We start from the raw sequence: 20,464 nt of genomic DNA, 5'->3' as shown, positions 1-20,464 counted from the left end.
TAGAGCCGCGAATTCCTGTGCCTAATGCCCACTTCAGCCTAAGGCTTGCCAATGCCGAAATCTGTTGACCGTATTCCGCCGATGCCGCGTATTCAGGCACTTGACCCCAAACGCTCCGAGCAGAGCTGGGAAAGTGCCCCCCAATTGCTGGCCGCCCTGAACGGTGCGCGTCTGGGTGCGTGGTATTGGGATATCGAGCGCGGCCAGATCAGTTGGTCGCGGGGTACACAGGCATTGTTCGGCTTCGATCCACGGCAACCTTTGCCGGCCGATCTGGAATACCTCGATTTGCTGCCCCCCGAAGACCGGGCGAAAGCCGTTCGCGCTTTCCATGCGGTGATCGCCGGAGCCCCCCTGGAACAAGCGATGCACCACCGCATTCGCTGGCCTGACGGCAGCCTGCATTGGCTGGAGATCAACGGCAGCCTGCTGCCGGACAAGCACGGTCGCCCGCGGATGATCGGCGTGATCCGCGAAATCACTCACCAGCGCCAGCGCGAACAAGCGTTGAGCAGTTCGGAAAAACGTTTCGCCACGTTGTTTCACCTGTGCCCGAACATGGTGCTGCTGACCCGCCAGGAAGACGGCCTGATCACCGAAGCCAACCAATATTTCGAAAGCCTGTTCGGCTGGCCGGTGCAGGACGCCATCGGCCGTACCACTCTGGAGCTGGGCCTGTGGGTGCACCCCGAGCAACGGTCGGAACTGGTCAAGGCCACCAAGGCCAAGGGCGAACTGACCAACATGGAGGTGCAGTTTCGCGCCAGCAACGGCCAGATCCACGACGGCATCCTCAGCGCGCAAAAGGTCGAACTCGAAGGTCAGCCCTATCTGCTGAGCACCTTCCTCGACACCACCGAGCGCAAAGCAGCCGAGCACGCGCTCAAAGACAGCCAGGAACGCCTCGACCTGGCCCTGGATTCGGCGCAACTGGGCACCTGGGACTGGCACATCCCCAGCGGCATGCTCTATGGCTCGGCACGCGCCGCGCAATTGCACGGCATGGAGCCCAAACCTTTCCATGAGTCTTTCGAGGAATTTTTCGAAGGCGTGCCCGGCGAAGAACGCAGTTCCATGCGCGACGCCTACCGCAGCTTGCGCGAAGGCCCGGCCGGCAACTATCAACTGACCTATCGCGTGCAACTGCCAGACGGCAGCTCACGCTACCTGGAAAGCCGCGCCCGGCTCTACCGCGATGACAACGGCGTGCCGCTGCGCATGGCCGGCACCTTGCTCGACATCACTGATCAGGTTGAACGCGAACAACGGCTGGTGGCGTCCGAGGAAAAGTTCGCCACACTGTTCCAGGTCAGCCCGGACCCGATCTGCGTGACCCGTCAGGACACCGGGCAGTTCATCGAGATCAACTCCAGTTTCACCCAGACATTCGGCTGGAGCGCCGCCGACGTGATCGGCCGCAGCGCCGACGAAATCGGCCTGTGGGATGCTTCGGCGAAAAGCCTGCAACGGATCGAACAGGTGATCCGCGAACAAGCGCTGAACAACGTGGCGATCATCGTCCAGCACAAGGACGGGCAATCCCTGACCTGCGTGATTTCCAGCCGCCAGATCAGCGTCGGCGACCAGCCGTGCATCGTCACCACCCTGCGCGACATTACCCAGCAACAACGCTCGGAAGCGGCACTCAAAGCCAGTGAAGAGAAGTTCGCCAAGGCATTCCACTCCAGCCCCGATGCCATCACCATCACTGAGCGCGACACCGGGCGCTACCTGGAAGTCAACGACGGATTCAGTCGCCTGACCGGCTACCGCGCCGATGAAGTGATCGGCCGCACGGTGTATCAGGTCGGCATCTGGGCCGAAGAGAAACAACGTTCGGCGTTGCTGGCCGAACTGCAGATCAAGGGCCGGGTCCATCACCAGGAAATGCTCGGGCGCAACAAGCGCGGCGAATTGCTGACCGTCGAGGTCTCGGTGGAGCCGATTACCCTCAATGAAACCGCGTGCCTGTTGCTGACCGCGCGGGACGTCAGCCTGCTGAAAAACGCCGAGGCACAGATCCGCCACCTGGCCTACCATGACCCGCTGACCAACCTGCCCAACCGCGCGTTGCTGATGGATCGCCTGAGCCAGCAGATTGCCCTGCTCAAGCGCCACAACCTGCGCGGCGCGCTGATGTTCCTTGACCTCGACCACTTCAAGCACATCAACGACTCGCTCGGCCATCCGGTGGGCGATACAGTGCTGAAAATCATTACCGCGCGCCTGGAAGCCAGCGTGCGCATGGAAGATACCGTCGCGCGCCTGGGCGGTGACGAATTCGTGGTACTACTCAGCGGGCTTGAAGGTTCGCGCAACGATGTCAGCACCCAAGTACGAGGACTGGCCGACACCTTGCGCGAATTATTGTCCGAGCCTATGTTCCTCGACGGCCAGCGTCTGCAGGTGACACCCAGTATCGGCATTGCATTGATTCCCGATCACGGTTCGACGCCAACCGACCTGCTCAAACGCGCCGATATCGCCCTGTATCGCGCCAAGGATTCGGGGCGCAATACCGCGCAGATGTATCACAACACCATGCAGAAGGCCGCGAGCGAGCGCCTGCGCATGGAGACGGATCTACGCCTGGCGCTGTCCCGGGGTGAGTTTCGCGTGCACTACCAACCCCAACTCGACGCCCGGAACAATCGCATCGTCGGTGCCGAAGCGCTGGTGCGCTGGACCCATCCGGAGCTCGGCGCGCAATCGCCCGCCGAGTTCATCAAGGTACTGGAGGACAGCGGCCTGATCCTGGAGGTCGGCACCTGGATCATCGACGAGGCCTGCCAGGCCTTCAGGCATCTGATTGCCAACGGACTGGTGGACCCGCAGGATTTCAGCCTGTGCGTAAACATCAGCCCACGGCAATTCCGCCAGAATGACTTCGTCGAGCGGATCGAAGAGAGCCTTGCCCGCTACGGCCTGCCCTGCTCGCTGCTGAAACTGGAAATCACCGAAGGCATCGTCATCCAGAACCTGGAAGACACCATCAGCAAAATGCTGCGCCTGAAAAAACTCGGTGTGAGCTTTGCCATGGACGATTTCGGCACCGGCTATTCCTCATTGACCTACCTCAAGCGCCTGCCGGTCGACACCCTGAAAATCGACCAGTCGTTCATTCGCGACGCCACCACCGACCCCAATGACGCCGAGATCATTCGCGCCATCGTCGCCATGGCCCGCAGCCTGGAACTGAAAGTGATTGCCGAAGGCGTGGAGACACAAGACCAACTCGATTTCCTGCAAGGGCTGGGTTGTCACTTTTATCAGGGGTATCTGCACAGCTTGCCGTTGCCAGTAGAAGAGTTTCAAAAATTGCTGAGGTAAAAGAGTCCTCCTGCGGCAGCGCCCACAAATGCCTCCTTCAGCCTTCATACCTGTGTATGAATCGCTTAAACCCACACATGACCCCGCTGACCCTGTGTACGAGTGACGTCGTACATGGTGCGCCTTACATTGAGCCCACGCATTCGGTCAGCAGACAAACGTCTCGCCCCCACCGATGAATGATCGCGGCAGCCGATCATTCTCCTGTGCAACACCCCGGCCACTCTTCCCGATCACAGGGCCGGGTTTTCTGCGCCCGCATACCCGTTATGCGGGCGTTTTTTTTTGAACATTGAGGTGATTCCATGGGTGAATACCGCAAATTATGGTGGTCGTTGATTGGCGTCCTCGGCGTAACCTTCTGCCTGCTCGGATGGTTCGGCCGCGAGATCTATCAGCAGGCACCGCCCATTCCCGAGCAGGTACAAAACGTCGAAGGCAAGACCCTGTTCCGTGCCTCCGACATCCTCGACGGCCAGACCGCCTGGCAGGGCATTGGCGGCATGCAGCTGGGCTCGATCTGGGGTCATGGTGCCTATCAGGCGCCCGACTGGACCGCCGACTGGCTGCACCGCGAGCTGCTCGCCTGGCTGGACCTGGCGGCGCAGCAGACATATGGCAAGGCTTACCAGGCCATCGATGACGCTCAGCAGGCCCTGTTGCGCCATCAACTCAAACGCGAGTACCGCGGCAACCGACTGGTGAACGGTACTCTGGTACTCAGCGAGCGTCGCGTGCAGGCCATCTCGCAAACCGCCGCGTATTACCATGCGCTGTTCGGTAACGACGCGGCGCTGCACGGCAGTCGCGAAAGCTTTGCCATGAAAGAAAACACCCTGCCCGACGCCGCGCGACGTCAGCAGTTGACGTACTTTTTCTTCTGGACCGCCTGGGCTGCCGCCACCGAACGCGACGGCCAGGACGCAACCTTTACCAACAACTGGCCCCACGAACCCTTGATCGATAACCACCCGACCGCAGAGAACATTGTCTGGTCGATTGTCAGTATCGTCGTGTTGCTGGCGGGTATCGGTTTCCTGGTCTGGGGCTGGGCGTTCTTGCGCAACCACGAAGACGGTGAGCCCAAGGTCCCGGCGAAGGATCCATTGAGCCTGATCAAACTCACGCCCTCGCAAAAGGCCCTCGGCAAGTACTTGCTGCTGGTGGGCGCACTGTTCGGCTTCCAGGTATTGATGGGCGGGGTGACGGCGCACTACACGGTCGAGGGCCAGGATTTCTACGGGCTGCCACTGTCGAAGTGGTTCCCCTACTCGCTGACCCGGACCTGGCATTTGCAGAGTGCGATGTTCTGGATAGCCACCGGCTTCCTCGCGGCCGGCCTGTTTCTGGCGCCGTTCATCAACGGCGGCAAAGACCCGAAATGGCAGAAGCTCGGCGTTGATGTGCTGTTCTGGGCCCTGGTATTGGTGGTTGTGGGTTCGTATGCGGGCAATTTCCTGGCCATCGCGCAATTGATGCCACAGCCCTGGAGCTTCTGGCTGGGGCATCAGGGTTACGAATACGTTGACCTGGGCCGCCTGTGGCAAATCGCCAAGTTCGCCGGGATTGTGTTCTGGCTGGTGCTGATGTTGCGCGCCATGGTCCCCGCCCTGCGCCAGCCCGGTGATAAGAACCTGCTGGCGCTGCTCGCGGCGTCGGTGGTGGCCATCGGTCTGTTCTACGGCGCTGGCCTGTTCTACGGCGAGCGCACCAACCTGTCGGTCATGGAATACTGGCGCTGGTGGGTTGTGCATCTGTGGGTCGAAGGTTTCTTTGAAGTCTTTGCCACCACCGCCCTGGCCTTCATCTTTACCAGCATGGGCCTGGTTTCCAAGCGTCTGGCCACCACCGCCACCCTTGGCTCTGCCTCGCTGTTCATGCTCGGCGGCGTTCCCGGCACGTTTCACCACATCTACTTCGCCGGCACTACCACGCCGGTGATGGCCGTGGGCGCAACCTTCAGCGCCCTGGAAGTGGTCCCCCTGATTTTGCTGGGGTACGAAGCCTGGGAAAACTGGCGCCTGAAAGAACGCGCAACCTGGATGACGCAGATTCGCTGGCCGCTGCAATTCTTCATCGCCACGGCGTTCTGGAACATGCTGGGTGCCGGCGTGTTTGGCTTCCTGATCAACCCGCCGATTGCGCTGTTTTACATCCAGGGCCTGAACACCACGCCCATGCATGCACACGCGGCTTTGTTCGGGGTTTACGGCTCGCTGGCGCTGGGCTTCAGCCTGTTGATCCTGCGTTACCTGCGACCAAACCTGCAGTTCAACGACCGACTGATGAACACCGGGTTCTGGTGGCTTAACGGTGGCCTGATGCTGATGATCGTCACCAGCCTCTTGCCCATCGGTATCCTGCAGTTCTACGCGAGCGCCAGCCAGGGCTTGTGGTACGCCCGCAGCGAAGCGTTCATGCAGCAGGACCTGCTGCAAACCCTGCGCTGGGTCCGCACCTTCGGCGACATCGTGTTTCTGGTGGGTGCTTTTGCCGTGATCTGGCAGATCGCCGGTGGCTTACTGTTTTCGTCCCGGCATCCGCGTGTCGTGGAAGTGACCGGGCAGCGTTAAATCGCAGACACAAAGAAGGGCGCCATTGGCGCCCTTCTTGTTGGCCCTGTTTCAGTGTTGCAGAGCCGGCTTTTGCACACCGTTATTGATTGGAATGCGCTTGGCTTTAGCCTCTTCCGGAACCACCCGCAACAGATCGATACTCAACAGACCATTGCTCAGGTCGGCGGCCTTGATTTCGATATGGTCCGCCAGGCGGAACGACAGTTTGAAAGCCCGCTGTGCGATACCCTGATACAGATAAGTGACCTGATCGTCAGCGTCACGCTTTCCACCACTGATGGTCAGCACACCTTTTTCCACCTGCAGATCCAGATCTTCTTCCTGGAAACCGGCGGCCGCTACAACGATGCGATACTGATCGTCACCGTGTTTTTCCACGTTGTAGGGCGGATAAGTACTGCCTGGTTCGTTGCGCAAGGCGGTTTCGAACAGATCATTGAAACGGTCGAAACCGACCGAAGAACGGAACAGTGGAGCCATGGAAAATGTAGTGTTCATGATTCAAATCTCCTGAAAACATATCAGCAAGTTTTTTGTCTCCGCGACCCGAATTCGGCATCGCGTAATCCTTAGATAGGGACCGCTGATTGCTTTTCAAGAGATTTTTTTCAGATTTATTTACCCATTCAAGCCGCTTTTGTTATGCCCAAACCTAATAAATGCGAGACCTGTTCCAGCTCGGTTTCACGACGCAGGACGCTGAACAACTCGACCGCCTCGGGGTAATTGCGCGTCAGCATCGCCAGCCATTGCTTCAATCGTCCCGGCGATTGACGTGGCGTCATCTGCGCCTTGGCCTGCAACCAGAAGTCCTGGAGCAGCGGCAGCAGTTCGGCCCAGGTCATCTCGACGACCTCCTCGCCGGCACGCGCCGCGGCGATTTGCCGAGCCAGATCCGGACGCGATACCAGGCCGCGGCCCAGCATGATGTCTTCCACGCCGCTGATCTCGCGGCAACGGCGCCAGTCATCGACGCTCCAGATATCGCCGTTGGCAAACACCGGCACCTTGACCACGTCCTGTACCCGCGCAATCCATTCCCAGTGTGCCGGTGGCTTGTAGCCGTCGGTCTTGGTCCGCGCGTGAACCACGATGTGTTCCGCGCCGCCTTCGGCCAGGGCCGTTGCACACACCAGCGAGCCGTCCGGGCTGTCGAAACCCAGGCGCATCTTGGCCGTTACCGGAATGTTCGCTGGAACGGCGCGCCGGACATGCTCGACGATCCTGTTCAGCAGCTCAGGCTCCTTGAGCAGCACCGCGCCACCACGGGATTTGTTCACGGTCTTGGCCGGGCAGCCAAAGTTCAGGTCGATCACTTCCGAGCCCAACTCACAGGCCAGCGCGGCGTTTTCCGCCAGGCAAACCGGATCTGAACCCAACAATTGCACACGAAGCGGCACACCGGACGCGGTTCGGGCTCCGGTCAGCAGTTCAGGGCCGAATTTGTGGAAATAGGCCGGCGTCAGCAGTTGATCGTTGATCCGGATAAATTCGGTCACGCACCAATCGATACCGCCCACACGGGTCAGTACGTCGCGCAGGATGTTGTCGACCAACCCCTCCATGGGCGCCAAAGCAATTTGCATGAAAAACACACTCAACGAAAAACGTGCGGCAGTTTACTGGTTTCGGAGGGAATCTGCAGAACATCGCAGATTCCCCTGTGGGAGCAAGCCCGCTCCCACATTGTTAGATTTTGGCAGTATCCAATACCTGCAACGCCGGACCATAGCCCTCAATGAACTCGGCCGGCATGCGCTTGGGCTTGCCGGTGGACAGTTCGATGCAGACGAAGGTGGTTTGCGCGCGCAGCAACGTCGAATTGTCGCTGGGGCGCTTCAATTGGAAATGGCGGGTCATTTTCAGGCGCTGGTCCCAATCGACGATCCAGGTCGCCAATTGCAGCTCGTCGCCTTCATAGGCGGCCGCCAGGTAATCGATCTCATGCCTCACCACCGCCATTGCCCGGTCCAGCCGACGGTATTCGACCAGATCCAGGCCAAGGCGTTGGGAGTGGCGCCAGGCACAGCGTTCGAGCCAGGTCACATACACCGCGTTGTTGGCGTGTCCCAGGCCGTCGATATCTTCGGCGCCCACTTGCAGATCAATAATAAATGGCGTTGCCCGATCCCAGCCCATGCCCCACTCCCGGTCAGATGATTTCGACCGGGGCAGTGTAACGGATGCTCAGGCCGATTGGCGCGATTGCAGGCTACGACCGGCCAGCAGTGATAACACGCCATCAATGACCCGAGGATCAGCAAGGACCCGCTGATGCCCCCCTTCTTCCAGGCGCAACAAACGGCTGTCGAACCAGGCTTCGTGGATCAATTGCGACTCCTTGACCGGAACGAAATTGTCGTCCTCGGCATGGACAATCAGACCAGGCATGTCCAATTGATAGTGCGCAACATCCAGCGTGGCAGCACGCATGCCAACGTCCCTCTCAACCTGGCGAATGAATGCCGAGCGGGCTTTCGGTGGTAATCGCACATAGCGGGCAAAACCACGGAGTACGCCGAGGATTCGCGCCGGTGCGGCAATGCTGACCAGCGTTTCGGTCCGCAAGCCCAGTTGCACGGCAAGCATGGCACTGGCGCCACCCATGGAATGGCCGATGACAGCTTGCAGTGGCGGTAATTCGGCGGCGGCTTCGAGCATGGCACGGGCAAACAACACGACATTCGCCTCGGTACCCGGAGAGCGTCCGTGTGCCGGACCATCGAGGGCAACCACGGTGTAACCGGCATCGACGAGCGCGGTGATAAGACTGGCAAACTGCGTTGGCCGACCTTCCCAGCCGTGCATCAACAGCACCGCCGGCCCCTGCCCCCAACGCAACGCCGAGAGACCGAAACGCAAAGTGATCCGCTCGGACTTTGCCAGCAACGGCAATTCCCAATCACGCGGTGGAAAATCTCGCGGCGTCATGAACGCCAATCGCATTTTACTTGCGACCAGTTTCGGAGCAAACCAACCCAAGGTGCCATTAACGCCACGAACCCACTTCAACGTGCTCATCGCTGTCTCCCAAGGCTTTGCCTTCAGGTCAACGCACCGCAGACTTGGCGGCGCGAAGCAATCGATCGGATAAATCACCAGGACCCAGCGCCCGTGCAAGCGCCAGACCGCCCACCATCAAGGCCATATCGGCCAAAGCTTTGTCGATATCTTCAGGACTGGCCGCCAACTGCGCGACCATCAACTCCAAATGCTCGTTCAGTGCGATCCGGAACGTCTCAGGCAGACGTCCGAGCTCGCCGATCGAGGCCGGGATCGGACACGCAGACTCGCTGGAATCACGGTGTTTGCGTGACAGATAGAACGCAGCGACCAAGGCGCGACGCTCTTCACCGGTCAACTCGGCATCCATGTCGGCAATCAAGTCACGACGGCGACCCAGCAATTGCTTGAACGCCTCCAGCATCATTGCGTCCTTGCTTTCGAAGTGCGCATAGAAGCCGCCGACGGTCAGGCCGGCTGCGCCCATCACTTCGCCCACGCTCGGTTCGGCCGGGCCACGCTGGATCAGCGCTGCGCTGGCGGCCTTGAGAATGCGTTCGCGGGTTTGAGCTTTTTTATCGTTCATCGTTGCCTCCGAATATTACGACTAGAATATTATTCTCATAATAATTTTCTGCAAGTCGTGGATGTGACCGCTGGTCTGAAGAACAGTTTGAAAGAAATGGGGGGATTTGGCCAAACGCCAGACAAACAAAAGGGCCATTCAATAATTGAATGACCCTTATAAAATCCCGCAGAGCGGGTAATCGTGGCGTCCCCTAGGGGACTCGAACCCCTGTTACCGCCGTGAAAGGGCGGTGTCCTAGGCCACTAGACGAAGGGGACACAAACCCTTCTATACAACTGATCAGTGCTGAGTGCTGATCGATTCAAGGCCGGTGTGGCCAGGCCTTGAATTGTAAAATTGGTGGAGCTAAGCGGGATCGAACCGCTGACCTCCTGCATGCCATGCAGGCGCTCTCCCAGCTGAGCTATAGCCCCGGATTTTTCGCCTCGCGGCGGAGCGACATCTTGCAACATCGCTTCTGTAAAACTGGCGTCCCCTAGGGGACTCGAACCCCTGTTACCGCCGTGAAAGGGCGGTGTCCTAGGCCACTAGACGAAGGGGACGCAAACCCTTCTATACAGCTGACCAACGCTGAGTGTTGATCGCTTCAAGGCCGGTGTGGCCAGACCTTGAAGTGTAAATTGGTGGAGCTAGACGGGATCGAACCGTCGACCTCTTGCATGCCATGCAAGCGCTCTCCCAGCTGAGCTATAGCCCCTCATCGTTGATGTCATCGCTGAGGACGGGGCGAATCTTAAGGGCGTATCGAAAGGCTGTCAAACTTATTTTTCAAAAAATTTAAAGTTTTTTGCCGACATAACAATCACTTACCGCCCTCCCCCCGAAAATCCGGGGGAAAGCGCCGAAGAGCAGGATCAAAAGATCGCAGCCTCCGGCAGCTCCTACGGAATCAAACGCAATCAGGCGATAGCGCCCAAGAGCTTTTCCCACTCTTTGTTTTCTTTCTTCGACACGCCGCCCAGCAAGTCGATCGCCTGGCGCAAACGGAAACGGGTCAGGTCCGGACCGAGGATTTCCATCGCATCGAGCACCGACACCGAACTGGCCTGGCCGGTGATCGCCGCGAACATCAACGGCATGGCATCGCGCAGCTTCAGTTCGAGGGATTCGACGACCGCCTGGATGGTCGCGGTGATGCTGTCCTTCTCCCACTGACGCAGGCTTTCGAGCTTCCACAGAATCAACTGCATCAACTGGCGAACCTGATCACCCGAGAGCTTCTTCGATTCGAACAGCTTGGCGTCCGGATTGACACCACCGGCGAAGAAGAACCCGGCCAGCGGCGCGACCTGGCTGAAGGTTTCAACCCGGCCCTGCACATGCGGCGCGATTTTCATCATGTATTCGGAATTGAACGCCCATTTCTGCACGCGCGCGGCGAACTCTTCCACCGGCAGGTCGCGCAACCACTGGCCGTTGAGCCACGACAGCTTCTCGATGTCGAAAATCGGACCACCCAGGGAAACGCGCTTGAGGTCGAAGTTGTCGACCATTTCCTGCAGCGAAAACTTTTCGCGCTCGTCCGGCATCGACCAGCCCATGCGGCCCAGGTAGTTGAGCATGGCTTCCGGCATGAAGCCCATGCGCTCGTAGAAGGTCACCGAGGTCGGGTTCTTGCGCTTGGACAGCTTGCTCTTGTCCGGGTTACGCAACAGCGGCATGTAGCACAGTTCCGGCTGCTCCCAGCCGAAGTATTCGTACAGCAGGATCAGTTTCGGTGCCGATGGCAGCCATTCTTCACCACGCAATACGTGGGTAATGCCCATCAGGTGGTCATCGACCACGTTGGCCAGAAAGTACGTCGGCAGGCCGTCGGTCTTCATCAGGACTTGCATGTCCATGCGATCCCACGGGATTTCGACATCGCCACGCAGCATGTCCGGCACCACGCAGACGCCTTCGCTCGGCACTTTCATGCGGATCACGTGCGGCTCGCCGGCAGCCAGGCGGCGCGCGACTTCTTCCTTGGACAGCAGCAGCGCGCGGCCGTCGTAACGCGGGGTTTCGCCACGGGCCATTTGCTCGGCACGCATCTGGTCCAGCTCTTCAGCGGTACAGAAGCACGGGAAGGCATGGCCCATGTCGACCAGTTGCTGGCAGTACTTCTGATAAATATCGCCGCGCTCGCTTTGACGGTACGGACCATGCGGGCCGCCGACGTCCGGGCCTTCGCTCCAGTCGATGCCCAACCAGCGCAAGGCATCGAAAATCTGCTGTTCGGACTCGCGGGTCGAACGCAACTGGTCGGTGTCTTCAATCCGCAGGATGAACTCACCGCCGTGCTGCTTGGCAAAGCAGTAGTTGAACAATGCGATGTAAGCGGTACCTACGTGGGGGTCCCCGGTAGGCGATGGCGCGATGCGAGTGCGGACGGTGGTCATGGCATGTCTCGAAAAGAATAAAAGCAAAGATTTAACAAGAGGCGAATGGTAACAGGCGCAGACCGCCCGGCTCCAGTGAACAGGGCATTTAAGCCAAGGTTGCGACTGTAACACCCACATGACGCGGTGAATGGCCGAATATCAGCCGATGGCATTTACCGTTTATCGGCTGTATGCCAGATTCACCCGCTGATAACTTTCCTTGCAATTTCTCGACTACAGTCAGCCCCATGCCTGCCCAACTCAAGCGTCGCCTGTTTGGTTTCCTGTTGATTGTCCTGCTGGTTGCCGGGGGCTTTTTTGCCCATTGGTTCCTCAAGGGACGTTTCTATGAAAGCACTGACAACGCGTATGTCCAGGGCGAGATCACCCGTGTGTCGAGCCAGTTGGGCGCGCGCATCGATCAGGTGCTGGTGCAAGACAACCAGCACGTCGAGAAAGGCCAATTACTGATCAGGCTTGAAGGCGATGATTTCCGCCTCGCCGTCGACCGCGCCAACGCCACCCTCGCCACCCGCCAGGCCGAGCGCCTGCAAGCCCAGAGCAAACTCACCCAGCAGGCCAGCCTGATTGCGGCCAGCGAAGCGCAAGTCGCATCCAGCCAGGCCAGCCTGGGTCGCTCGCAGATCGACCTGTCCCGCGCCCAGACCTTGCGCAAGCCCGGCTATGTCTCGGAGGAACGGGTGACCACCCTCTCCGCCGACAACCACATTGCCCGCTCGCAACTGACCAAGGCCCAGGCGGATGCCCAAAGCCAGCGACAGCAAGTGAACGCGCTGAGCGCCGAGATCAAGCGCCTCGACGCGCAGATCGCCAACGCCAGGGCCGATCAGGCCCAGGCCGAGTTGAACCTCACGCGCAGCGAAATTCACGCGCCCATCAGTGGCCTGATCGGTCAGCGCGCCGCGCGCAATGGCCAGTACGTGCAGGCCGGCGCCTATCTGCTGTCGATCGTTCCCGATGAAGACATCTGGATTCAGGCCAACTTCAAGGAAACCCAGATTGGCCATATGCAGCCCGGCCAAAAAGCGGAATTGACTTTCGATGCCTATGGCGACACGCCGATTGAAGCCCGGGTCGACAGCCTGTTCGCCGCCTCGGGCGCGCAGTTCAGCCTGTTGCCGCCGGACAATGCCACGGGCAACTTCACCAAAGTCGTACAACGGATTCCGGTAAAACTGACCTTCGCCGCCGACAACCCCTTGCGCGGCAAGATCCGCCCAGGCATGTCGGTCACCGTCAAAGTGAATATCAAGGACACCCCTGACGAGGTCACTGCCCATGTGAGCATTAAAGACGCCGCTGGCGATGGCCGGTGATCAACTGATCCGTCCGGTCGGGGAACCGACGCGGCGGGACTGGATTGCGGTGATGAGCGTGATGCTCGGCGCGTTCATGGCGGTGCTCGACATCCAGATCACCAATTCATCGCTCAAGGATATTCAGGGCGCGCTGTCGGCGACCCTGGAAGAAGGCTCATGGATTTCCACCTCGTACCTGGTGGCGGAAATCATCATGATCCCGCTGACTGCCTGGCTGGTGCAGCTGCTGTCGGCGCGGCGCCTGGCGGTGTGGGTGTCCCTCGGTTTTCTCGTCGCCTCGCTGCTGTGTTCAATGGCATGGAGCCTGGAGAGCATGATCGTCTTTCGCGCCTTGCAGGGCTTTACCGGCGGCGCGTTGATTCCGCTGGCGTTTACCCTGACCCTGATCAAACTGCCCGAGCATCACCGCGCCAAAGGCATGGCCATGTTCGCCATGACCGCCACCTTCGCCCCGTCCATCGGCCCGACCCTCGGCGGCTGGCTGACGGAAAACTGGGGCTGGGAATACATTTTCTACATCAACATACCGCCCGGCCTGCTCATGATCGCCGGCCTGATGTATGGCCTGGAGAAGAAGGAAGCACACTGGGAACTGCTGAAAAGCACCGACTACACCGGGATAGTCACCCTCGGCGTGGGCCTGGGCTGCCTGCAGGTATTTCTGGAGGAAGGCCATCGCAAGGACTGGCTCGAATCCAATCTGATCGTGGCCCTCGGCAGTATCGCGCTGGTCAGCCTGATTACCTTCGTGATCGTGCAGTTTTCCAAGCCCAATCCGCTGATCAACCTCGGCATCCTCGGCAATCGCAACTTCGGTCTGTCGAGCATTTCCAGTGTCGGGATGGGTGTCGGCCTGTATGGCTCGATCTATCTGCTACCGCTGTATCTGGCGCAAATCCAGAACTACAACGCCCTGCAGATCGGCGAAGTGATCATGTGGATGGGCGTGCCGCAGTTGTTCCTGATTCCGCTGGTGCCCAAGTTGATGAAGGTTGTCTCGCCCAAATGGCTGTGCACGATTGGCTTCGGCCTGTTCGGCCTGGCGAGTTTTTCCTCGGGGGTCTTGAACCCGGACTTCGCCGGCCCGCAGTTCAACCAGATCCAGATCATCCGCGCGCTGGGTCAGCCACTGATCATGGTCACTATCTCGTTGATCGCCACCGCCTACATCCTGCCTCAGGATGCGGGCTCGGCGTCGAGCCTGTTCAACATCCTGCGCAACCTCGGAGGCGCCATCGGTATCGCCCTGCTTGCCACGTTGCTGGATGCGCGAACCAAGACCTACTTCGATTATTTGCGCGAGTCCATTGTGCCGAGCAATCCGCAGGTGGCCGAGCGCCTGGCGACATTGACCGATAAACTGGGCAGTGAAACGGCAGCGCTGGGCAAACTCAGCGAGATCGCCCACCAACAGGCGTCGATCATGGCGTACAACGATGCGTTTCATTTTGTCGGGATTGCGCTGGGGATCAGTATGTTGGCGGTGTTGTTGACCAAGACATTGCCGGCCGGACTGAAAGCCGGGGAAGCACACTAAGACCGAGGTGCCCCTTTCGCGAGCAGGCTCGCTCCCACAAGGTCCAATGTGATCCCTGTGGGAGCGAGCACGCTCGCGAAGAGGACATCACAGACACCGCAAATCTCAAACCGTGATCAACCGCTCCCGCAACTTGGCTATCTCATCACGCATCTGCGCCGCGGCTTCAAACTCCAGGTCACGGGCGAGTTGGTACATCTTCTCTTCCAGGGCCTTGATGCGTTTGGCGATCTCGCCCGGCGAGCGCAACTCGGCTTCGTACCGGGCGTTTTCCTCGGCAGCCTTGGCCATGCCCTTGCGCTTCTTGCTGCGCGAACCCGGCACGGTGGCGCCTTCCATGATGTCGGCAACGTCCTTGAACACCCCTTTGGGCGTGATGCCGTTGGCCAGGTTGAAGGCGATCTGCTTGTCGCGCCGGCGCTCGGTTTCACCCATCGCCCGCTCCATGGAGCCGGTGATGCGATCGGCATAGAGAATCGCCCGACCGTTGAGGTTACGCGCCGCGCGGCCGATGGTCTGGATCAGCGAGCGCTCGGAACGCAGGAAGCCTTCCTTATCCGCATCAAGGATGGCCACCAGCGACACTTCCGGCATATCCAGGCCTTCGCGCAGCAAGTTAATCCCTACCAGCACATCGAAAGTGCCGAGGCGCAGATCGCGGATGATTTCCACCCGCTCGACGGTGTCGATGTCCGAGTGCAGGTAACGCACACGCACACCGTGGTCAGCCAGGTAATCGGTCAAGTCTTCGGCCATGCGCTTGGTCAGCGTGGTGACCAGCACCCGCTCCTCGACCGCCACCCGCTTGCTGATTTCCGAGAGCAGGTCGTCGACCTGGGTCAGCGCCGGGCGGATCTCCACTTGCGGGTCAACCAGGCCGGTCGGACGCACCACTTGTTCAACCACTCGACCGGCGTGCTCGGCTTCATAGTTACCCGGGGTCGCCGAGACGAAAATCGTCTGCGGGCTGATGCTTTCCCATTCGTCGAAACGCATCGGTCGGTTATCCAGCGCCGATGGCAGGCGGAAGCCGTACTCCACCAAGGTCTCTTTGCGCGAACGGTCACCTTTATACATGGCACCGACCTGCGGCACGCTGACGTGGGATTCATCGATCACCAGCAAGGCGTCCGCCGGCAAATAGTCATAAAGGGTCGGTGGCGGCGCCCCGGCTTCACGGCCGGACAGGTAGCGCGAGTAGTTTTCGATGCCGTTGCAATAGCCCAGTTCGAGGATCATCTCCAGGTCGAAACGGGTGCGCTGCTCCAGACGCTGGGCTTCCACCAGTTTGTTGTTGGAGCGCAGGTATTCCAGACGTTCCTGTAACTCGACCTTGATCCCTTCGACCGCGCCCATCAGGGTTTCCCGCGGCGTCACGTAGTGGCTTTTCGGGTAGAAGGTGAAGCGCGGCAGCTTGCGGATGACTTCGCCGGTCAACGGATCGAACGCTGACAGGCTTTCCACTTCGTCATCGAACAGCTCGATGCGGATCGCTTCAAAATCGGATTCCGCCGGGTGGATATCAATCACATCGCCGCGCACACGGAAGGTTGCACGCGCGAATTCCATGTCGTTACGGGTGTACTGCAGGTCGGCCAGGCGCCTCAGCAACTCACGCTGATCGAGCTTGTCGCCGCGATCGACGTGCAACACCATCTTCAAATAGGTTTCCGGGCTGCCCAAACCGTAGATGCACGACACCGTGGTGACGATGATCGCGTCCTTGCGCTCCAGCAATGCCTTGGTCGCGGACAGGCGCATCTGCTCGATATGATCGTTGATCGAGGCGTCTTTCTCGATGAAGGTGTCGGAAGACGGGACATAGGCTTCGGGCTGGTAGTAGTCGTAGTAGGAAACGAAATACTCCACGGCGTTGTTCGGGAAGAACGCCTTGAACTCGCCGTACAACTGCGCCGCCAGGGTCTTGTTCGGTGCCAGCACCAGGGTTGGACGCTGCACTTGCGCGATCACGTTGGCGATGCTGAAGGTCTTGCCCGAGCCGGTCACACCGAGCAGCGTCTGGTGCGCCAGCCCGGCTTCGATGCCCTCGACCATCAGGCGGATGGCTTCCGGCTGATCGCCGGCAGGCTCGAAGCGGGTGACTAGCTGGAATTCAGACATGCATACCTCTCGGTTCTCGGAGCAAGGAATCGCGCCTGCGCGGGCAAACCGGCAGGAACAAGAATGGCCGCAAACGACGAACGTCGCCCGAGGAAAAAACTGGATTGTGCTCAATGTGGTGCCGATTGCCTGTGCTTTCAAGGCAAACGTCCTACATCCCACGAAGTCTTTGACGCAGCCAATCGACTAACGGTCGAAAAATAATAGGAAAAACTTACCGCAAAAGCCGAATCGTCTGTCGCCATCAATCGCAGATGGCCTCTATACTAGCTCCCCGTTTGTGCACCGCTCTAGTGCATTCGGCTGGAGCGCGACACGTCCCTCCACTCTCCATTCAGAGCCGCCGCAAAAATGAGCCTGTTCTCCGCTGTCGAAATGGCACCACGCGATCCAATCCTGGGCCTCAACGAAGCATTCAACGCCGATACCCGTACTGACAAAGTCAATCTGGGGGTCGGTGTTTACTGCAACGAGGAGGGGCGAATTCCACTCCTGCGCGCCGTTGTCGAAGCCGAGACGATTCGCGTCGCTCAACACGCTTCCCGTGGCTACCTGCCGATCGACGGCATTGCTGCTTACGACCAGGCCGTGCAAAAACTGCTGTTTGGCAATGATTCGCCGCTGATCGCTGCTGGCCGCGTCATCACCACCCAGGCCGTTGGCGGTACCGGCGCACTGAAGATCGGAGCTGACTTCCTCAAGCAACTGCTGCCGAACGCTGTCGTGGCGATCAGTGACCCGAGCTGGGAAAACCACCGCGCACTGTTCGAAACCGCTGGTTTCCCGGTGCAGAACTACCGTTACTACGACGCCGCGACCCACGATGTGAACCGCGCCGGCCTGCTGGAAGACTTGAACGCCCTGCCTGACGGCTCGATCGTTGTGCTGCACGCCTGCTGCCACAACCCGACGGGTGTCGACTTGAGCCCGGCGGATTGGAAAAACGTTCTGCAAGCCGTGAAGGCCAAAGGTCACGTGCCGTTCCTCGACATGGCCTACCAGGGCTTTGGCGATGGTATCGACGAAGACGCCGCCGCCGTGCGCCTGTTCGCCGAGTCGGGCCTGACCTTCTTCGTTTCCAGCTCGTTCTCCAAATCCTTCTCGCTGTATGGCGAGCGCGTTGGCGCCCTGTCGATCGTCAGCGAATCCAAAGAAGAAAGCGCGCGCGTGCTGTCGCAAGTCAAACGCGTGATCCGCACCAACTACTCCAACCCGCCGACCCACGGTGCAAGCATCGTCGCTGCCGTACTGAACAGCCCGGAACTGCGCGCCCAGTGGGAAGCTGAACTGGCCGAAATGCGCCTGCGCATTCGTGGCATGCGCACCCAGATGGTCGACCTGCTGGCGAAAAACGCACCGCAGCGCGATTTCAGCTTCGTCGGTCGCCAGCGCGGCATGTTCTCCTATTCCGGCCTGAGCGTTGAACAGGTTCACCGCCTGCGCAACGAGTTCGGTATCTATGCCCTGGACACCGGTCGTATCTGCGTGGCAGCGTTGAACCAGAGCAACATCAAGGTCGTGACGGATGCGATCGTTCAGGTGATCTGAACCGCGCCGTGATGCGCAAAACGGGAAGCCAAATGGCTTCCCGTTTTTTATAGGCTCCAGAAAATTCTCAAACCACCCACCAAGCCCTCTAAACTCTACGCAGATCAACTGTGGGAGCGAGCCTGCTCGCGAAGGCGTCAGTCCAGTCGATGATGCGTTGAATTGACTATCGCCTTCGCGAGCAGGCTCGCTCCCACATTGGATTTGTGTACACCCTGAATTCTGACGAGTACCAAAATGAAAATCGATGACCTACGCGCTGAGCGCGATGACCGCGACGACCTGGATGACTTCATCCCCCGTACCCCGGCCAAACGCGGCAACAACCTGGTGATGCAAGTCGCTGCCGGCGTGTTTCTCGGCGGTTTGGCTCTGTGGCTGGTGCAACTGGGCGCCACGGCGCTTTACGCCAAGCTGATGATGGGCACGATTACCTTTGGTGGTTAGGCCAGTTCGCTCGCGCGCTGGCTGGCAGCATCGTCAAACGCGACATAGAGCGATTCAGCAACCTGACTCTTGATCGCCTTGGTGCTTTCCAGGCCCAGGACAAAGCCTTCGGCCTTGCCACCCGCGCGGTTCAATTCTTCAGCGGAGCCAGCCTGAGTGATGGCGTCGAACAGCTTCTCAGCGTGCGGGCCGACACCTTTGGGCAGGCTGATCTGAGCGATGCTCATGCGAACACCTCATCGATTAGAGGTGTTGTTGTGGTCAAGCGAGTCATGGCGCGTACCTTTTCGGCGAATGGCCGGCAGCGCGTGTAACCACTTCCGGGCGGTCATGGTAGACCTCTGAAGCGATTCTGGTAACCGACAATCATCGATAAACCACCGTCCGTCCCATTGAATCCGTCAACTTGCTATCCGATGCTTGACTTCTCTTTTTGAATCAGTAACATAGGCGCCATTCCGCGATAGCTCAGTTGGTAGAGCAAGTGACTGTTAATCACTGGGTCCCTGGTTCGAGTCCAGGTCGTGGAGCCAGACAAGGTTCGCAGAAGGCTTTCAAGTCTGCGACCAACAAAAACCCGCCTTATGGCGGGTTTTTTCGTTTTGGCGTTTCCTGCTTACACCTGAGACTTCACCGTCTGCCGGGGCAACTCTCCAAACCGCTGCCGATAGTAATTGGCAAACCGCCCAACATGCCCAAATCCGAACTCCAACGCCACCTCAGTCACACTGGAGTGCGGCCGCGCCAGCAAGAACTCCCGAGCAGCTTCAAGCCGTAAACCGCGCAGGCGGTCCATCGGGCTTTGGCCGTATTCGCGCTGGCATAACGTGTTCAAACTGCGAATGCTCACTCCGGCGGCACCCGCCAGTTCAGCCAGGGTGATGCCCTGGGCCAGGTGTTCGCGCATACAGGCGTCGATTTTTTGCAGTTGGCGGGTGGGTTGGCGCAAAGACGATTCTTGTTGCGCAGCACCACAATGGCTGAGCAGAAACAGCGGCAGACTTTGCTCCACATGCTGCAACCAACGCGAAGGCGCCGCGCTTGCCTCGCCGTCAGGCAAATGCTCCAGCAACTCGCTGACCAGACGAAACCAGCGCATCGCCAGCGGTCGCTGCAGGCGGCTGACCGGCGCCAGCGTGAAGCCCGATGGCAAGTCATCGGCCAGGGCACTCTGGCCCGCGTCGAGCAAGGTGCGTGGCAGTTTCAGGATCAGTTGCTCACAGCCCTCCTCCCATACCACGCGAGCTTGTTCACGCGGGGACAGAATCGCCACTTCTCCGGGGCTCACGCCATAGCCCATGCCGTCGGATTCAAGGGTGGCGCTGCCGCGCAGTGGCATCTGTACCAGCACGAAATCTTCGAAAGGTTGCGGCCGGATTTCGACCTGGCCACCATAACGCAACGCATAAAGCTCGCAGCTGGCGACCTGGCCGCGATAGAACGCCGTATCGACGCCGCCCCGTGGCCAATCCAATTCATGCTCCACCAGCGCTTGCCCCATCAGGCGCTGGGTTTCTTGCGCCGAGCGGCTGGTGAAGACCGGCTCGCGGCACATCAGCGACAAGTTCAGGCCCACGCTGTTGGCGGTGGCCGACTGTAAGGCCGTCATC

At 59.5% G+C, this 20,464-nt stretch carries 15 protein-coding genes and 5 tRNA genes; 7 read left to right on the top strand and 13 right to left on the bottom strand.

All coding sequences use genetic code 11. The annotated features are described in order from the left end of the window. The first annotated feature begins 51 nt into the window (after nt 1–51). Both AC07ZE_RS10420 and AC07ZE_RS10415 read left to right on the top strand, forming a co-directional pair. Nucleotides 52–3,330, top strand: a complete 3,279-nt coding sequence (locus tag AC07ZE_RS10420) for a PAS domain S-box protein (RefSeq protein WP_207264044.1) — start codon at nt 52–54, stop codon at nt 3,328–3,330. A gap of 305 nt (nt 3,331–3,635) precedes the next feature. After that, a complete protein-coding gene (locus AC07ZE_RS10415; protein ID WP_207264042.1) occupies nt 3,636–5,903 on the top strand; it encodes a nitric-oxide reductase large subunit in 2,268 nt (755 codons plus the stop codon). A gap of 51 nt (nt 5,904–5,954) precedes the next feature. On the opposite strand, the gene AC07ZE_RS10410 is transcribed toward AC07ZE_RS10415, so the two are convergent. From AC07ZE_RS10410 to gltX, 10 genes are all read right to left on the bottom strand, one after another. Next, entirely contained in the window at nt 5,955–6,404 is a 450-nt protein-coding gene (locus AC07ZE_RS10410) for an Hsp20 family protein (RefSeq protein WP_207264040.1), read from the bottom strand. A 128-nt stretch (nt 6,405–6,532) separates the two neighbouring features. Then, a complete protein-coding gene (locus AC07ZE_RS10405) occupies nt 6,533–7,492 on the bottom strand; it encodes a tRNA dihydrouridine synthase (RefSeq protein ID WP_207264038.1) in 960 nt (319 codons plus the stop codon). 103 nt (nt 7,493–7,595) lie between these two features. Beyond that, entirely contained in the window at nt 7,596–8,045 is a 450-nt protein-coding gene (locus AC07ZE_RS10400) for an acyl-CoA thioesterase (RefSeq protein WP_207264036.1), read from the bottom strand. 48 nt (nt 8,046–8,093) lie between these two features. Then, entirely contained in the window at nt 8,094–8,927 is an 834-nt protein-coding gene (locus tag AC07ZE_RS10395; protein ID WP_207264035.1) for an alpha/beta fold hydrolase, read from the bottom strand. A gap of 28 nt (nt 8,928–8,955) precedes the next feature. Beyond that, nucleotides 8,956–9,495 (bottom strand): TetR/AcrR family transcriptional regulator, encoded by a 540-nt coding sequence (locus AC07ZE_RS10390; protein ID WP_095193294.1) that lies wholly within the window; start codon nt 9,493–9,495, stop codon nt 8,956–8,958. A gap of 184 nt (nt 9,496–9,679) precedes the next feature. Next, nucleotides 9,680–9,755, bottom strand: a tRNA-Glu gene (locus AC07ZE_RS10385). An 80-nt stretch (nt 9,756–9,835) separates the two neighbouring features. After that, nucleotides 9,836–9,911, bottom strand: a tRNA-Ala gene (locus AC07ZE_RS10380). Between the two features lie 53 nt (nt 9,912–9,964). Further along, nucleotides 9,965–10,040 (bottom strand) — tRNA-Glu (locus AC07ZE_RS10375). Between the two features lie 79 nt (nt 10,041–10,119). Continuing rightward, nucleotides 10,120–10,195: transfer RNA gene (locus tag AC07ZE_RS10370), tRNA-Ala, on the bottom strand. Nucleotides 10,196–10,397: 202 nt separating this feature from the next. Then, the gene (gltX, locus tag AC07ZE_RS10365; RefSeq protein ID WP_007956429.1) at nt 10,398–11,879 is read right to left on the bottom strand and encodes a glutamate--tRNA ligase; all 1,482 of its coding nucleotides are present in this window, start codon (nt 11,877–11,879) and stop codon (nt 10,398–10,400) included. Nucleotides 11,880–12,109: 230 nt separating this feature from the next. Here gltX and AC07ZE_RS10360 point away from each other — a divergent pair, with 230 nt between their 5' ends. Both AC07ZE_RS10360 and AC07ZE_RS10355 read left to right on the top strand, forming a co-directional pair. Next, nucleotides 12,110–13,198, top strand: coding sequence for an HlyD family secretion protein (locus AC07ZE_RS10360; RefSeq protein ID WP_207264033.1), 1,089 nt, complete (start codon nt 12,110–12,112; stop codon nt 13,196–13,198). Then, the gene (locus AC07ZE_RS10355; RefSeq protein WP_095196862.1) at nt 13,188–14,738 is read left to right on the top strand and encodes an MDR family MFS transporter; all 1,551 of its coding nucleotides are present in this window, start codon (nt 13,188–13,190) and stop codon (nt 14,736–14,738) included. The genes AC07ZE_RS10360 and AC07ZE_RS10355 overlap by 11 nt, the downstream gene beginning before the upstream one ends. A gap of 105 nt (nt 14,739–14,843) precedes the next feature. Here AC07ZE_RS10355 and uvrB read toward each other — a convergent pair whose 3' ends face one another. Next, complete coding sequence (gene uvrB / locus AC07ZE_RS10350) at nt 14,844–16,859, bottom strand: excinuclease ABC subunit UvrB (protein WP_207264031.1); 2,016 nt, start codon at nt 16,857–16,859, stop codon at nt 14,844–14,846. 351 nt (nt 16,860–17,210) lie between these two features. Here uvrB and AC07ZE_RS10345 point away from each other — a divergent pair, with 351 nt between their 5' ends. Together AC07ZE_RS10345 and AC07ZE_RS10340 are read left to right on the top strand one after the other, a co-directional pair. Further along, complete coding sequence (locus AC07ZE_RS10345; protein ID WP_095196865.1) at nt 17,211–18,407, top strand: amino acid aminotransferase; 1,197 nt, start codon at nt 17,211–17,213, stop codon at nt 18,405–18,407. A 237-nt stretch (nt 18,408–18,644) separates the two neighbouring features. Then, nucleotides 18,645–18,854: a hypothetical protein gene (locus AC07ZE_RS10340; RefSeq protein WP_095196866.1), complete on the top strand. Its 210-nt coding sequence runs from the start codon at nt 18,645–18,647 to the stop codon at nt 18,852–18,854. Here AC07ZE_RS10340 and AC07ZE_RS10335 read toward each other — a convergent pair. After that, a complete protein-coding gene (locus tag AC07ZE_RS10335) occupies nt 18,851–19,081 on the bottom strand; it encodes a hypothetical protein (protein WP_207264030.1) in 231 nt (76 codons plus the stop codon). The genes AC07ZE_RS10340 and AC07ZE_RS10335 overlap by 4 nt on opposite strands. Nucleotides 19,082–19,311: 230 nt before the next feature. On the opposite strand from AC07ZE_RS10335, the gene AC07ZE_RS10330 reads away from it, so the two are divergent. Beyond that, nucleotides 19,312–19,387, top strand: a tRNA-Asn gene (locus tag AC07ZE_RS10330). A gap of 83 nt (nt 19,388–19,470) precedes the next feature. Here AC07ZE_RS10330 and AC07ZE_RS10325 read toward each other — a convergent pair. Then, entirely contained in the window at nt 19,471–20,463 is a 993-nt protein-coding gene (locus AC07ZE_RS10325) for an AraC family transcriptional regulator (RefSeq protein ID WP_207264021.1), read from the bottom strand. Nucleotide 20,464 lies beyond the last annotated feature (1 nt).

The sequence above is a fragment of the Pseudomonas sp. GW101-3H06 genome, assembly GCF_059424605.1.
This window is presented reverse-complemented; position numbering and strand designations above follow the sequence as displayed.

Bases quoted from the DNA above. Each gene is read 5' to 3' on its own strand.
- AC07ZE_RS10420 (WP_207264044.1), top strand. From the start codon at position 52: ATGCCGAAATCTGTTGACCGTATTCCGCCGATGCCGCGTATTCAGGCA.
- AC07ZE_RS10415 (WP_207264042.1), top strand. From the start codon at position 3,636: ATGGGTGAATACCGCAAATTATGGTGGTCGTTGATTGGCGTCCTCGGC.
- AC07ZE_RS10410 (WP_207264040.1), bottom strand. From the start codon at position 6,404: ATGAACACTACATTTTCCATGGCTCCACTGTTCCGTTCTTCGGTCGGT.
- AC07ZE_RS10405 (WP_207264038.1), bottom strand. From the start codon at position 7,492: ATGCAAATTGCTTTGGCGCCCATGGAGGGGTTGGTCGACAACATCCTG.
- AC07ZE_RS10400 (WP_207264036.1), bottom strand. From the start codon at position 8,045: ATGGGCTGGGATCGGGCAACGCCATTTATTATTGATCTGCAAGTGGGC.
- AC07ZE_RS10395 (WP_207264035.1), bottom strand. From the start codon at position 8,927: ATGAGCACGTTGAAGTGGGTTCGTGGCGTTAATGGCACCTTGGGTTGG.
- AC07ZE_RS10390 (WP_095193294.1), bottom strand. From the start codon at position 9,495: ATGAACGATAAAAAAGCTCAAACCCGCGAACGCATTCTCAAGGCCGCC.
- gltX (WP_007956429.1), bottom strand. From the start codon at position 11,879: ATGACCACCGTCCGCACTCGCATCGCGCCATCGCCTACCGGGGACCCC.
- AC07ZE_RS10360 (WP_207264033.1), top strand. From the start codon at position 12,110: ATGCCTGCCCAACTCAAGCGTCGCCTGTTTGGTTTCCTGTTGATTGTC.
- AC07ZE_RS10355 (WP_095196862.1), top strand. From the start codon at position 13,188: ATGGCCGGTGATCAACTGATCCGTCCGGTCGGGGAACCGACGCGGCGG.
- uvrB (WP_207264031.1), bottom strand. From the start codon at position 16,859: ATGTCTGAATTCCAGCTAGTCACCCGCTTCGAGCCTGCCGGCGATCAG.
- AC07ZE_RS10345 (WP_095196865.1), top strand. From the start codon at position 17,211: ATGAGCCTGTTCTCCGCTGTCGAAATGGCACCACGCGATCCAATCCTG.
- AC07ZE_RS10340 (WP_095196866.1), top strand. From the start codon at position 18,645: ATGAAAATCGATGACCTACGCGCTGAGCGCGATGACCGCGACGACCTG.
- AC07ZE_RS10335 (WP_207264030.1), bottom strand. From the start codon at position 19,081: ATGAGCATCGCTCAGATCAGCCTGCCCAAAGGTGTCGGCCCGCACGCT.
- AC07ZE_RS10325 (WP_207264021.1), bottom strand. From the start codon at position 20,463: ATGACGGCCTTACAGTCGGCCACCGCCAACAGCGTGGGCCTGAACTTG.